Annotated in this window: 12 protein-coding genes and 1 tRNA gene; 11 read left to right on the top strand and 2 right to left on the bottom strand. The window is 64.5% G+C overall.

Features of this window, described 5'->3' with window-relative positions; genetic code table 11:
* Positions 1-233 precede the first annotated feature (233 nt).
* The 6 genes from C487_RS03110 to C487_RS03140 all read left to right on the top strand — a co-directional run bounded on the left by C487_RS03110 (position 234) and on the right by C487_RS03140 (position 6384).
* Complete coding sequence (locus C487_RS03110; RefSeq protein ID WP_049907849.1) at positions 234-1154, top strand: DUF5794 domain-containing protein; 921 nt, start codon at positions 234-236, stop codon at positions 1152-1154.
* Positions 1155-1206: 52 nt separating this feature from the next.
* Positions 1207-1381, top strand: a tRNA-Trp gene (locus C487_RS03115).
* A 980-nt stretch (positions 1382-2361) separates the two neighbouring features.
* The gene (locus C487_RS03125; protein WP_006184216.1) at positions 2362-2883 is read left to right on the top strand and encodes a PKD domain-containing protein; all 522 of its coding nucleotides are present in this window, start codon (positions 2362-2364) and stop codon (positions 2881-2883) included.
* Positions 2884-3765: 882 nt separating this feature from the next.
* Positions 3766-4464, top strand: a complete 699-nt coding sequence (locus C487_RS03130) for a hypothetical protein (protein WP_006184217.1) — start codon at positions 3766-3768, stop codon at positions 4462-4464.
* 263 nt (positions 4465-4727) lie between these two features.
* Positions 4728-5723, top strand: coding sequence for a linear amide C-N hydrolase (locus C487_RS03135; RefSeq protein ID WP_006184218.1), 996 nt, complete (start codon positions 4728-4730; stop codon positions 5721-5723).
* A gap of 262 nt (positions 5724-5985) precedes the next feature.
* A complete protein-coding gene (locus C487_RS03140) occupies positions 5986-6384 on the top strand; it encodes a hypothetical protein (RefSeq protein ID WP_049907851.1) in 399 nt (132 codons plus the stop codon).
* Positions 6385-6474: 90 nt separating this feature from the next.
* Here the strand turns inward: C487_RS03140 and C487_RS03145 are convergent, their stop codons facing one another.
* Positions 6475-7461, bottom strand: a complete 987-nt coding sequence (locus C487_RS03145; RefSeq protein ID WP_006184220.1) for a hypothetical protein — start codon at positions 7459-7461, stop codon at positions 6475-6477.
* Between the two features lie 134 nt (positions 7462-7595).
* Here C487_RS03145 and C487_RS03150 point away from each other — a divergent pair, with 134 nt between their 5' ends.
* Positions 7596-8189, top strand: a complete 594-nt coding sequence (locus C487_RS03150; protein ID WP_006184221.1) for an NADPH-dependent FMN reductase — start codon at positions 7596-7598, stop codon at positions 8187-8189.
* An 11-nt stretch (positions 8190-8200) separates the two neighbouring features.
* Here C487_RS03150 and C487_RS03155 read toward each other — a convergent pair whose 3' ends face one another.
* Entirely contained in the window at positions 8201-8836 is a 636-nt protein-coding gene (locus C487_RS03155) for a hypothetical protein (protein WP_006184222.1), read from the bottom strand.
* Between the two features lie 307 nt (positions 8837-9143).
* Between C487_RS03155 and C487_RS03160 the strand changes: the two genes are divergently transcribed.
* From C487_RS03160 to C487_RS03175, 4 genes are all read left to right on the top strand, one after another.
* Complete coding sequence (locus C487_RS03160) at positions 9144-9698, top strand: hypothetical protein (RefSeq protein WP_006184223.1); 555 nt, start codon at positions 9144-9146, stop codon at positions 9696-9698.
* Between the two features lie 186 nt (positions 9699-9884).
* Positions 9885-10940: a DNA-methyltransferase gene (locus tag C487_RS03165; protein WP_006184224.1), complete on the top strand. Its 1056-nt coding sequence runs from the start codon at positions 9885-9887 to the stop codon at positions 10938-10940.
* Between the two features lie 52 nt (positions 10941-10992).
* On the top strand, positions 10993-14151 hold the full coding sequence (locus C487_RS03170) for a PAS domain S-box protein (RefSeq protein WP_006184225.1): 3159 nt from the start codon (positions 10993-10995) through the stop codon (positions 14149-14151).
* A 141-nt stretch (positions 14152-14292) separates the two neighbouring features.
* Positions 14293-14556 carry a HalOD1 output domain-containing protein gene (locus tag C487_RS03175; RefSeq protein WP_006184226.1) on the top strand — a complete coding sequence of 88 codons (264 nt, stop codon included), beginning with the start codon at positions 14293-14295 and terminating at the stop codon, positions 14554-14556.
* Positions 14557-14648 lie beyond the last annotated feature (92 nt).

A 14648-nucleotide genomic window follows, 5' to 3' on the forward strand; every position in this document is an offset into this window, starting at 1 on the left:
CGTTTATTGACAATCCACCCATCTGTCGGAGTATGTTCGCTGTGAGTGCAGCCGACGCCCGAACCGCTGGCCGGATGAGTGCCGACTCCGCTGCCACTTTCGGGAATTTTACACAGAAACTCACAGCTCGAGGCCTTATTCCCACCCCGATCGACTGGCACCCGGACCGATCGGAAGGGGAGTGTCCATCATATCACCCGCAGGCCTCGGGTCACGGCCATCGACTCTGATCGATGAGTACGTCACAACACCCAGTTGCGCTCCAGATGGAGCGCATCATCGGGGGTAACGCCAGGCTCCTCGCGCTGGTCATGATGCTGCCGCTAGTCGATGGCGTCTTCCCCGCGTTGATCCTGGCCGGGGCGCTCGACCAACCGCTCGACGCGATTCAGGTCGGGCTGTTGATCTTCGGCGGGAGCGCCACCGTCGCCGTGATCCTCGCGGAGATGGACGGGACGCCCCGGGAGCAGTCGGCGGTCGTCTTGCTCGTCGGCATCCCACTGATACTGCTGTCGGCAGTGCAGGCCGCACTCGCGCCGGCGATCGCGAGCGTGATCGATATCGTCATCTTCGAGCGGTTCGCGGCCCTGGTGATCGCCGCCATCGCGGCCAAAACCGCCAGCGCGACGATCGGCGACTACCTCCCCAACCCCGCGGTCATCATCGGGCTGGGACTGGTCGCGAGTCTCGAGCCCTCCGGGGCGACGTTCTCGCTGATGACCGAGCCCGCGCTCGTGGCCAACGCGACGCTGTCCGCGGCCGTCGGCGTTGCCTTCGCACTGGCCATCGCGCTGACCGGGCCGTACCTGCGGGAGTACATGGACATCGACCGGTTCCGCTTCGGGAGCGCCGTCGCGCTCGGCCTGCTCCCGCCGTCCCTGCTCTGGATGGCCTTCGGGCAGGCCCCGCTGGTCGCCCTGCTCGTCGCTGCCCTGTTCGCCATCGAGTTCCCGTTCCGGGAGTCCGACGACGCCGACTCGAGCCCCGAGCCGGAGGCCGACGCGGACGAGACGGTCGCACGGATGGGCGCGGTGACCGACGGCGGCGGTGCAAGCGCCTCGAGCGAGCCGCCGGCCGCGGAGCGCGACGAGGAGCCGAACGCGTATCCGGGCGACGACGGGACGGACACCGCGGGGCGGGCCCCGTGGCTGTAGGGCGATTCTGAATCGAAACCACTTTAGGTTGGATACCCCAACGATGACTCGAGGGGTCGTGGCCAAGCCAGGCATGGCGGCTGACTCCAGAGGCAACGCGCCCGGGACGACACTCCAGACTGATATACTGATCGGGCACCTGATCAGTGCTCGTGTGATGACCCTCTGGAGTTCCGAGGCGCACCGGAGATATCAGTAGATCGGGGGTTCAAATCCCTCCGACCCCATACTTCTCTCGCGAGCTAATCCGCGAGCGACAGGTATGCAAGAGACGGGTTCGAACGAAACTACGGTTCTGCACCGGAAAGCGGGTTCGCAGGCGTTGTTTAAATCCCGCCGACCCCAATCTGTTCACGCGTACTCCTCGAGTTCAACACCGATGGCGATTCTCGATGGACGTGGATTAATGCGATTCGCTCTCAATTGACGGCTGACTGCGTCGAGCGCGTCGCGACGGTCGGCAACGACGCCCTCGAGAGGTGGTCGAAGTCGGGGAACGATCCGCCACACTCCGCGGTGTCGAATTGACGTGGGCGGCTCCCGGCGGTGGGACTGAGACCGGAGTCGTCGGTTCACGCTTCGCGCGAACGCCTTCATTGGTAGGAATTGCCAAGGAGCCAGTGCAAAAATCACAGTGCATCACCCGCTCCGCACGTAGATATTCAGTTGGAGCACACGAAACGATGGTCGGGTAGTTCTGAACCATCGGTGAGCGAGTCACCGTTCAATATAGCAGAATGTCCGCCAGTAGGTTTATCATACTCTCTGCCCGTCTAAACTGATTATGGGTCGGGATACCGGACGAGTGGTTTCCCGCCGGACTCTCCTGATGGGCGTCGGGGCTGGCTTGATCGGCACTGGTCTCATGCCCACAGACGCGTTTGAGTCGGTAACGGGTGGCCGTAGTGTCGATATCACCGTCACGAATGATCCCGTCGCCCTTATCGGACTAACCATCACGGACCAAGTCGAGAAGAACACTCGTCAGACACTCGTCGAAGTCACGAACAATACCACGGCGTCTCTCACAGTCGACGTGGCACTCGACGATTCCACGCAGGGGACGCTGTACAACACGTCGTTTTCGCTGTCGCCGGGTGCGACTGGAACCGTCGACATCGAGGCCGCAGTCAAGAACTAAACGATCCCCTTTACCGTCTCTACCATCGGAGAAGTAGGGCTGACGGCCACGCGATCCACGCAGGCGGTGTCCAACTCGAAGGGACCGACGGCCGACACGGGTGGCCCGTACACTGTCGCTACCGGTGGGACGATCGGTCTCGATGGCTCCAACAGCAGCGGCAAGCAGCTTACGTACTCGTGGACGATCACGAGCGGTCCTGGGACCCTCCAGAACGCCTCGACGCAGACGCCGACCTTCGACGCGAGTGGCGTCACCAGTGACGACACCGCAACCATCGAGTTGACCGTCACCGGGAAAAAAGGCAACACTGACACCGACACAACGACGGTTGACATCACCGACAGCAGTAGCCCGCCGACCGCGGACTTCACGTACTCCCGAAAGAACAAGAAAGTCGATCTCGACGGCTCGGCGTCTTCGGACGAGGGGACGATCCAGAGCTACGAGTGGGATGTCGGGGCCGACGGTACGATCGATTATACTGGTCAGACAGTGTCGAAGAAGAAGATACCGAGCGGAACGCAGGTTAAACTGACCATCACGGACGACGACAACGAGACCGACTCGATCACGAAGACGGTGTGAAGGCTCCCACCGGTCTCGGTCATCGTGCGTACTATACGCTCGTACAGGGTCGCCAGTCCGTACCCGTTTGTTACAGCGGTGGCAATGTGGGTTGAACACTCCTCAGTAAGTGTCAACACCTATCGTAGCTGTCCGGGTAATCAGCATTACACTTACCGAGCCGTTCAAACGAGTCGTAGCCGAATAGAACCGCGCGAAATACCGTGTCGGTGTGACGTCCTGAAGTTGTACGCCGGCAGAATTCAATCTTCAAGTTGTACACGAGAGGTCACGGTTCGTGTGCATCTCTCGAGTCGAGCCAGCGTGTAAGAGGAGGTCCGTCTCGAGGGAGCGGACGAGTTCTCCCGTTCGAAAGCTAGAATAGTTCCGCCAGCGGTCGGGAAAGACGGGCTCTCGAGGGACATGTGTACGAGCATGCAACTCGGAACCGGTGATGCTGTGTATGCCGACGAGATGCCAGTGAGGTGCAGCCGAGATTTGTGACTGTAGCAAGACGATAGCTGTGGTGAGCGCCTGCGGCGTTCCCGACGTGATCCGCGAGTCAGTCAGTTCGTCTCTGCCTCGAGTCGCCTCGAGAATCGATAGTAGCCACTGAACGTCAGTGCACACCTAATCGATGGACGGCGTTGCGATTCGTGTGTAACTCGTTTCGGTGGTACTAGAGTGGGATGTCGTCACGCGTCTCCAGTGATGCAGAATAGTATTTCTAACAGAATTCCCCACCGGTAACTGAGTATACATGTCTTGTCTCGAGGCCAGCCATTGGTAATTGTGGTCCATGACCCGAGGATACTACGTCCGTACCCGTCTCGCACAGCACTTTGTTCTCCGAAAGTGATATGGTAATATTTATGAATGAATTCGATAGTTGTGTGCACGGATATGTCATCAGTTCACAGCAGTACACAGACTGAACAGCACGCCCCGACAGTCAACGTCTCGAAGGTCGCGGGGATCGCAACCGCGCTCGTCGCGGTGAACATCCTGTTGATGCTGGTCGGGAGTTACACGCCGCTTGCGGACCTCGGCCTCGTCCTCTTCTCGAACTACTTCGTCGGTATCGCCACCTTCGCCGCCACGATCGGTGGCGGCTTCTGGATTTCGAATACGGGGATCAAGAAGGGGACCATCCCGATCGCAGGCGCGGGCATCACGCTGATTCAGTTCGGCTATACGCTTCTCGGCTCCGCGATCCTGACGATGGCACCGGCAGCGCTTCGAGTCCCGGCCCTCGCCATTACGACGGTCGTCACGGGGCTCCTCACGGCCGGCATCGTGGTAGTCGTCTTCCGCACTGAGCGGTCGTTCGCGCGCTGGCAGACCTACTCCAAGGGGCTGTTCATCGCCGGGTTCGCCGCTGGCGGTGTTGGGTTTTTCATCAATCCCATGCTCATGGTTTTCGCTTCCGTCCTGTTCTTCCTCGGGTTCGTCACGGACCTCACATACGAAATCTGGGCCGTCAAGGAGAACAGATACGGAAGCCCGATCCGGAACGCCATCGGTATCTACGTCGCCGTAATGGGCGTCTTCATCCACATCCTGCGGCTGGTGCTGTACGTCCTCTCGATGCTCGATAACTGACTCGCCGAGCCACCACCCCGAATCCGTGAGCCGACGGCTCGGCGGTATGCGTCTCTATCGCGGTCGAATTTCCCCGCCAGTTCCAGCTGTCGCGCTGGCAACTCGGTCGTCACGCTCGCTGCTAAACTCGAGGGGGGAGACCGTGGCCCAGCCGTGACGTATCAGTTCGGACCGGCCGCAATTTATGCTCCTGCTCGAGGTACGGCAGGAGTATGTTCGGGCGTAGAACGCACGCCGGTCGAGAGAGCGGAGGAAGGCCGTAGATGTGTACGCGACTGGTGTATCTCGGACCCGAAAACATCGTGCTCACCGGCCGGTCGATGGACTGGCACAGCGAGATCGGAACCAACGTCTGGGTCTTCCCGCGCGGAATGGAGCGAACGGGCAACGTCGGCCCGACCTCGGTGGCGTGGACCGCCGAGTACGGCAGTGTCATCGCCTCCGCGTACGATCTCGCGACGACCGACGGGATGAACGAGGCGGGGCTGGTTGCGAACGTCCTGTGGCTCACCGAATCCGAGTATCCGGAGTGGGACGGCGACAGGCCCGGTCTCTCGATCTCGCTGTGGGCGCAGTACGTCCTCGACAACTTCGCGACGGTGGCCGAGGCAGTTGCGAACCACCGACAGGAGGACTTCGTCGTCGTGTCCGACGACATCCCGGACGAGGGTCGGCTCGCCACCCTGCATCTGTCCATGTCGGACGCCACGGGTGACAGCGCCGTCCTCGAGTACGTCGACGGCGAGTTAACGATCCATCACGGCCGGGAGTATCAGGTGATGACGAACTCCCCGCCGTTCGATCAGCAACTCGCACTCGACGAGTACTGGGCGGAGATCGGTGGCACCGTCATGTTGCCGGGAACGAACCGCCCGGCCGATCGGTTCGCCCGCGCGAGTTTCTACGTGGATGCGATGCCCCAGACCCGGGACCGTCGGACCGCAACGGCGAGCGTCTTCGGTGCAATCCGCAACGTCTCCGTGCCGTACGGGATCGGCACGCCGGACGAACCGCATATCTCCGCGACGCGCTGGCGGACGGTCGCTGATCACCGGGACCGACGCTACTACTTCGAGTCGGCGCTCTCGCCGAACGTCTTCTGGCTGGACCTCGACGGGATCGACTTCGCCGCCGCTGCCGGGAGCCGATCGCTGTCGCTCGGTGAGAATCAGACGAACGTCTTCGCTGGCGACGTCGCTGCCGAACTCGTCGAGACCGAGCCGTTCGAGTTTCTCGGCGTCCCCGCCCCATCGAGTTGAGCCGAACTGCTTTCGGCGGGCTCCGATACGACCACGACGGCGGTCACGAACGGACGACCCGTACTGCTCTCCCGTTCGGGACGGTATCGGCGTCGTCTCGGAACGACAGCCGCTCGAAAGATGACGTGGCGAGCGAACAACAGCGAGCAGCCGGTTCAGTGTCGGCTCCGGACCGATCCCGCATCTCTCGCGGCCAGTGAAGATACCAGCTAGCGGATACGATCGACGCTCTCAAATAGGTGGCGCTCACTACATCCGACGTATGAGTCGGACACGACCAGCGGACAGTTCGTCGGTGTTAGTCGAACGAACGGCCGGATTATCGGCGGCTCTTGGCGCGTTTGTCATGGTGTCGACGGCCGTCTTCACGGTCACGGGGACGATGGGGATTCACAACGTCCTCGTCGGTGGGTTGACCGCGTTCCTCGCGTCGGTACACGCGTATCGAACCGGTGAGAAGCGGTCACCGAGTATCGTGCTCGCGGCGATCCTCGCGGTGCTCGGCATCTGGATCGCGGTCGCGCCGACGGTCGCGTTCGGCGTCGAACGGGAACTGGTGCTCGGCATCAACGGCGTCGCGGGAGCCCTCATCGCGATTCTCTCACTCGCCGGCATCTACGGCAGCATCAAGACCTCGAGCGCGAACACGACCGCCGCGTAAGGGCGTCCGCTTTTTCGGTTCACCGCCCGATCGCCGCGTAGCGCTCGCGTCGGCTTCCGATGTGGTCATCCGGTTCGTCGCCGAACACGCCTACGCGAGGAAAACGCCGATCGCGACGAGAATGAAGGCGGCTTTCAGACAGACGTTGACGACGATTACTTTCGTCCCGAACTTCGCCCCCCAGATACCGAACTGGAACGGGATCGAGCGCTTGACCGTCCCGATTGTCAGCGAGACGAGGCTGCCGACCAGCAGCGTGATCACCGCCTCGTCCGGCGTCAACACGTCGCCGATCAGGGGCGCGACGGTGATCGCGCCGGTCGTCGGGTCCACCAGCGAGACGAGGATTACCGGCACCGCCGCACCCGGCAGCCCGAGCAGGCCGGCGACCGGTTCGAGGAGCATCCCCGGATCGTCGATCCCGACCGCCGCGATCCCGTCGAGAATCCGTTCCGAGCGCGCGAGCGCCACGAAGACAAGCGAGTAGACGATCGTCAGTCGCGGGACGATCGAACGCAGGCGCTCGAGCGTGCTCTCCCCGGCGGTTCGGATCTTCTCCCGATGCGTCCGTACGTCCGCGTCGGGCGTTTCGGGCTCGACGACGCCGCGGTCGTACTCGGAGCCGCGAAGGAGGACGGAGCCGGCGAGTAGGCCGACGAGCGAGATCGCAAGCGAGATCCCGGCTCGAGCGCCGACGTACCTGAGCCCGACCTGGAGCCCCAGGATCGGCACGAGGACCGGCCCGTAGTAGGTGAAGAGATGCTGGAGGAAGCCGAAGAACGTGTTGATGACCACGGCGATCAGCGTGGCGCGATCGTCGAGGAGGCCGTCCTCGCGGAACTCCGCGAGCATCCCGTACCCCGCCGTCACCGAGACGGTGTTCGTCAGGACGGCGGTCCCGACCTCCGGTGGCAGGTTCGCTGGCTCCGTGAGATAGCGGCCGACCCGGGCGATGACCGTAACGAGTCCGTACTCGACCGCGAGGGTGGCCAGTCCCACGCCCGCGCCGATCAGAAGGCTGATCATCAGCACGCGCGGGAGCGCTTCCTCGAGCAGCACGGGGAGGATCGACTGCACGGGGACCCGTTCGAATTCCTGAGCGAAATGGGCGTCGAATCGGGCGAGCGAGACGACCCACCGCGGCGGATCGTCATCGTCACAGCGACCGGTTTTTCGGGCGTCTTTTCCCGCTGCTGGTCGTCGGGACGGGTATGAGCGACAGCGATATTCACGTGGCTGCACTCTGTGGCAGCCTCCGCGCGGAGAGCCACACGCGGGCCGCACTCGAGGTCGTCCTCGACGCCGCCGCAGGGGCGGGTGCGACCACCGAACTGCTCGATCTTCGGGAGTACGAGTTACCGATCTTCGACGCGGACCGCGACCGCGAAGACGCGGGGGACGCCGAACGCCTGGCGGAGCGCGTCCGTGCGGCGGATACCATTATCCTGGGTTCGCCGATGTACCACGGCTCCTACGCCTCGCCGCTCAAGACGGCGCTCGACTACTGTGGCTTCGACGAGTTCGCGGATACGACCGTCGGCCTGCTCGCGGTCTCGGGCGGGGCCTTCCCCGTCACGGCCTTAGAGCACATGCGATCGGTCTGTCGAGCGCTGAACGCCTGGGTGATCCCCCACGAGGCGGCGGTACCGAACGCGAGCGCGGCTCTCGATGACGACGAGTTCGTCGATCCGTCCCTCGAGAAACGGGTCCGAACACTGGGTCTGCGCGCGGTCCAGTACGCGAGGATCGAACCGGACCCGGACTCCTTCGAGAGCGATCAGAACGTTGGCGCACAGGGCAAGTGAGCGCGTCGCCGTCAGGGGTCGAGAGCGCGCTGCAATCGGCGCTGGTGGGCGAGCACGCCCGAGAGCGCGAAGACGAGGAGTCCGATGTGCAGGGCGGCGAGTTCGACGACGACCGTCGTGAACCCCAGTGGGAGCGGCGGTGAGGAGAGCCCCCCATCGAAAAACCAGGCCGTCGCGAGCAGGACCGATGCACCGGCGGCCAGCACCACTCCGGGGACGACCGCCGCCCCGTCGCCCGCCCGCGGTCGAAACACGCGGCGTTCGAGAGCGAACTGTCCGGTGAGGATGCCCGCGAGAACGGGTGTTCCGACGGCGATACCGACGCTCCCTCCGATCAGTTCGGCGACGAGCAGCCAGACGATCCAGCCGGCCGTCAGCACGAGCGCCGCACCGAGCCGGGTGGGTTCCACGAGGGTCTCGAGGTCGGTGACCGTCGCACCGAAGACGCCCGTTCTGAGCAGCGCTCCACAGAAGAGAGCGCCCAGCCCCGCCAGCGCGGTCGCCGTCGTCCGCGAGCCGACCACGAGACCGAACCAGAGCCCGACGCCGACCGTCTCGACGGTGGCAGCCGAGAGTGCGGCGGTGATGCCGACAATGCGCCGCCGCGTCGTTCGGCCGAGCACCTCCGGCTGGCGGATGACGCTCATATCGCGACCGGTTTCAGCCCGCTCCCTTTCGTTATGGGAGGCGTTCTCCCGAGCGACGACGCGTCGCGCCGAGACGCTCTGCGACCGCTGGAAGCACTGCTTTATCTCTCGCGACGGCTGCTTGATCGGGGCGGACAGCCGCCACGAACCGCGCTCGTGATCGGCATTGGAGCCGCGGCGGCCGGCGGTAGAGTGGTGGTGGCCGCCGCGTCGCAGTGAGTAATGTTCGGATACGCCGCACCGAAGCCGGGCGGCACACGGAAACGGGGAATAGAACTATGTACGGTGGTGTGGTCGTGGCGGATTAATGCCCGAGATGGAACAACAAGACGAAACGTTGTCGGAACTCCTCGTCAAGGAAGCGGTCAGTAGGGGGATGGAATCGCCGATGCGCGAGTCGATTCTCGAGGCCGTCGAGGAGGCGGACGGGTCCCGCTCCGGCGGCCGCCTGCCGCTTGCGGGGGCGCTGTTCGGCCTCGGTGCGGCCGTCGGCTTTCTGGTGGGACGCCAGTCGCCCGAACTCGAGGAGTCGCCGGTCGAGGAGCTAGCGGAACCGAAACTCATCGAAGACGTAATGGAAACGCCCGACGAATCGACCGAGACGCCATCCAACATGACCAGTGAATCCGAGGAGACCGAAGGCGGATCCCGTTCGCGACTCCCGAAACTCCTCCTGGCGGTCGGTGCCGTCGTCGGGGCCGTGGTGCTCCGGCGTCGCCTCTCGTCCAGCGAGGAGGAGGAGTGGGAGCCGATCGAGGAGTTCGAACCGGCGACGACCGGGGAGACCGACGACGAAGACGAACCCGAACCGGAGAGCGGCGCGGCCGAGAGCGAGGCGGCCGACGAGGAAACGGAGGAGTAGCGATCACCGCCGGTGGGCGCACCGTGGCAGACCTGTTTTGGCGTGGGCTCGCCGCGTTTTCGGACCGGTGTCCCGGTGTCGCGTCACGTCCGTGCCGTCGTCTCGGGACGGCCGTGTCTCCCGCCGACGGCTCGAGTCGCCGCCTTGACGAAGGAGATAAGGGAGCCACGCCGACAGTGTGTGCCAATGGAGACGACCCATCGCGTGTTCGTCGGCGACTCCCGGGACCTCTCGGCAGTCGACGACGAGTCCGTCGAACTCGTCGTGACCTCCCCGCCGTATCCGATGATCGAAATGTGGGACGACCTGTTTACCGAACTCGATCCCGCGATCGGCGACGCGCTGGCAGCCGGGGACGGCTACGACGCCTTCGAGGCGATGCACGCCCAACTCGAGCGCGTCTGGGACGAACTCGAGCGCGTCCTGGTCGACGGCGGGATCGCCTGCATCAACGTCGGCGACGCGACCCGGTCGGTCGACGGCAGCTTCCGCGTCTATCCGAACCACGCGCGCGTACTCGAGGCCTTCGAGGAGCGAGGGTTCGAGCCGCTGCCGGACGTGCTCTGGCGCAAGCCGGCAAACAGCGCGGCAAAGTTCATGGGCAGCGGGATGATCCCGCCGAACGCCTACGTCACGCTGGAACACGAGTACATTCTGGTCTTCAGGAAGGGAGCCCGGAGCCGCGAGTTCGAACCGCGGGCCGATCGGCGCTACGAGGCCGCCTATTTCTGGGAGGAACGCAACCGCTGGTTTACCGACGTCTGGACCGACGTAACCGGCGAGCTACAGGCGATCGACCGGCCGGCCGACGACGACCTCCGCGAGCGGTCCGCGGCCTATCCGCTCGAAATCCCCTATCGGCTGATCTGTATGTACTCGGCCTACGGCGACACCGTCCTCGATCCGTTCTGGGGCACGGGGACGACGACGCTGGCGGCGATGTGTGCCGGTCGGAACTCCGTCGGCTCCGAACTCGAGGACGCCTTCCTCGCGGTGTTCGACGACGGCATCGACGAGGTCCCGGCGCTGTCGCGGTCGGTCGGTCGCGCGCGCCTCGAGCGCCATCGGGCGTTCGTCGACCGCCGACGAGGTGAGGGGAAGGGATTCGAGTACGAGGCCGACTACTACGATACGCCGGTCGTCACCAAGATGGAACGCGGGATTCGTCTGCGCGAAGTGCGCGCCGTCGACGGAATCGAGGACGGCTACCGAGTCGAACACGCGCCGCTGTCCCTCGAGTGAGCCGTCTCTGAACCGACGCGGGCTTTTTATTCGTTCCCGTGTACGCAACACTATGACCTGCGGTCTCGAGGACGGTGAGACGACCCCGGTCCGAGTCCTCCCCGTCGGTTCTTCCGAGTGGATTCGGGGGGCGACGGCGGGGCTCGCCGACGAATCGGTAACCGTGATGGACTCGGTCCCGGCTCCAGCCGCGCTCGCCGCCGATCGGCTCGACGATGTCGATTGCGTCCTGACTGACGACCGGGACGTTCTCGGTCTCGTCGACGAGGCGTCTCCCGTCGTCTATGCCGCTGAGCCGGCCCGCACCGAGTCGATCGACGACCTCCGCGGCGATCCCGAGGTGATCGCCAAGACGACGATTCAGGAGCCGGCGATCCTGGACCGACGACTCCGGCGGGCGGTCGAGTTCGCCGCGATACAGCGGTCGGCGACGCGGCAGGCGGAGTGGTACCAGACGCTGATCGAACAGTCGTCGGATCTCCTGCTCGTCGTCAACACCGACGGCGAGATCACGTACACCAGTCCGTCGGTCGAGCGCGTCGGCGGGTTCGAGACGGACGAACTCTGTGGTAACGACATCCTCGAGCACGTCCACCCCGACGACAGCCAGTCGGTGGCCGACGAGTTCGAGGCCATCCGCGCGGCCGACTGCGGAACGACACGGACCATCGACTACACGTGCCAACATTCCGACGGGTATTGGTACGTCCACGAAGCCGTGCTGACGAATCGGCTCGATGACGGCATCGTCGACGGCATCGTCGCCTCGATTCGGGATATCACCGAGCACCACCGCATCGAACAGGAGCTAGACGAGTCGTTCAAACGGGTCACCGACGCGTTCTACGCCCTCGACGGGGACTGGCGGTTCACGTACGTCAACGATCGCGCCCTCGAGCACCTCGAGTTCACCAGGTCCGATCTGCTCGGCCGACGGATACTCGACGTGTTCCCGGAACTGGAAGGGACGGTATTCCAGCGCGAGGCGCTCGAGGCGATGGAACACCAGGAACGCCGGACGTTCGAGGGGTATCTCGAGCGCTGTGAGAGCTGGATCGAAGCCCGTCTCTATCCGTCGCCGGCGGGCCTCTCCGTCTACTGGCAGGACGTGACCGAGCGCGTCGAACGCGAGCGGGACTTGACTGAACGGACGGAACGCCTGCAGACCCTCGTCGAGAACGCCCCGGTCGTGTTGTTCGTCCTCGACGACGAGGGAACGTTCACGCTCTCGGAGGGACGCGGGCTCACGAACCTCGGGTTCGATTCGACCGACATCGTTGGGCAGTCGTTCACCGACCTGCTTGCGGAGTATCCGGACGCCTGTGCCGACATTCGGGCGGCGCTCGAGGGGGAGGCGGTCCACTCGCAGCGACCGCTCGGGGATCGGGTCTTCGAGGCGTGGTATCGGCCGATCACGGACGACGACGGGGCCGTCGATCGGGTTCTCGGCGTCGCGAACGATGTCACCGAACGGGTGCAGTACCAGGAGACGCTCAACGCGTTACACGAGGCGACCAGCCATCTGCTGAGCGTCGATTCGAAGGCGGCTGCCTGCGAGTACATCGTCGACGTCGCGACCGACGTACTGGGCCTCGACAGCGTCGTTTACCGGTACGACGACCAGCACAACGAACTCGCCGCCGAGGCGCGTTCGCCGACCCTCGAGCCCGCGCTCGATCCGCCATCGCGGCTCCGGCCCGACGAAAGCGTCGCCTGGGAGGCGTTTGTCACCGGTGAACCGGCCGTCTACGACGATATCACCGACAAAAACAACGTCTACGACGAGACGACGGCCGCACGGAGCGGGCTCTACGTTCCGCTTGGCGAACACGGGGTACTGGTCGCCCTGTCGACTGCCGCCAGCGAGTATGACGAGGACACCGTCGAACTCGTGCAGTCGTTCGCGGCGACGGCGGAAGCCGCGCTCGATCGAATCGGTCGGACGCGCCGGCTCCACGACCGTGAGCACGAACTCAAGCAGCAAAACCGGCACCTCGAGCGACTCAACGCCGCCAACGAGGCACGCCAGGAGATCGAACAGCACCTCCTGCTGGCCGATTCCCGGGCCGAGATCGAACGCGGCGTTCCCGAGCGTCTCGCGGACCTCGAGTCGTGCTCGCTGGCCTGGATCGGCGAGCCGGACCCCAGCGGCAACGAACTCCGGTCGCGATCTTGTGCCGGGTCCGATCGGGGATATCTCGATGCCGTCGCGGTGACGACGGTCGCCGAGTCGGCCGCCGAACCGACGGGACGGGCGGCTCGGACGCGGGACCCGGTCTACGTCGACAACGTCGCCGAGTCGATCCATGACGGCGAGTGGCGGGGCAAGGCACTGTCGCGAAACTTCCAGTCCGCGTACGCAGTGCCGCTCGTTTACGACGGCTTCCTCTACGGCGTCCTGTCGATCTACGGCGAGGAACGGAACGCGTTCGACGAGACGCTGCGGTCGATGCTGGCCGAACTCGGCGAAACCGTCGCCTACGCGATCGATGCCGTCAAGCGAAAGAACGCGCACGTGGGCGACGACCACACCGAAGTCGAACTCGAGATCGCGGCCGACGCGACCCTGTGTCGGCTCGCGGATGCACTCGACGATGCGCTCACGTACGAGGGTGCAACGAGGCGGGCGGACGGTTCGCAGATCGTTTTCGTCGCCGTCGAGGACCCGGCGGACGATCCCGCGGCGACCGTCGATCGGTCCGCGATCGACGGGGTCGCCGCGGTGTCGACGATCGCCGAGCACGAGGACGAGATGCTCCTCCAGGTGCGACTAACCGAGCCCTTCCTCGGCTCGATCGTCGATACCCACGGCGCTCGGCTGCGGGAACTCGGTGCGGCCCCCTCCGGCGGGCGCGCGATCATCGACGTTCCGGAGACGGCCGAGGTCCGCGACGTCCTCTCGGGAATCTCCCGGAGCGGTCCGGCGGTGTCACTGATCGCTCGGCGCGAGGAGTCGACCGCCAACCGGTCGACGCTCGGCGGCCCCGCGCGCAGTACCCTGCTCGAGCAACTCACCGACCGACAGCACGAGGTCGTCCAGACGGCCTACCACGGCGGGTTCTTCGAGTGGCCCCGACGGGCCAACGGCGAAGAGATCGCCTCGTCGCTCGGTATCTCATCACCCGCCTTCCACAAACACGTTCGGTCCGCCGAACGGAAGCTGTTCGCGGCGCTGTTCGAGGGATCGACCACGACGGGGTTAACTGATTAACCACTTCAGTCGGCAGTCATTACACAGTTAACGATCAGGCTCTTTGCGACAACTCGTGAACGGACGGGTAGCTTCCCACGGACGTGCTGGGGATACGTATTACCAATGACTGAGATGAGTTCACGATCACCATCGACGGCCATGGAGGATCACTATTCGGTGCAGTACGATCGACTCGACGACGAACCGCTAAGCGTTGCCGTAGCGGACGCCGTCGCAACGTTCCGCGACGAAGCCGTCACCGAACTCGAGCCGCTCCATTACTCGATCAACGCCGACGCGCTCGAGCGACTGTTCGAACCTCGAGCGGATGGACTTCGATCCGACGGATCGGTCACGTTCGAGTACAGCAACTGTCTGGTCACTGTCACTGCGGACGGCGAGATCAGCGTCGAATCCACGTAACGTTCTTCCGAGTCTCGTCGGAGCGTTCGCAGACGCGACGGCTTCCGCTCGGGACCGCGACGAAACCGACCGCCTACCACACGGTGGCGGAG

Source organism: Natrinema pallidum DSM 3751 (assembly GCF_000337615.1).
GTDB lineage: Archaea > Halobacteriota > Halobacteria > Halobacteriales > Natrialbaceae > Natrinema > Natrinema pallidum.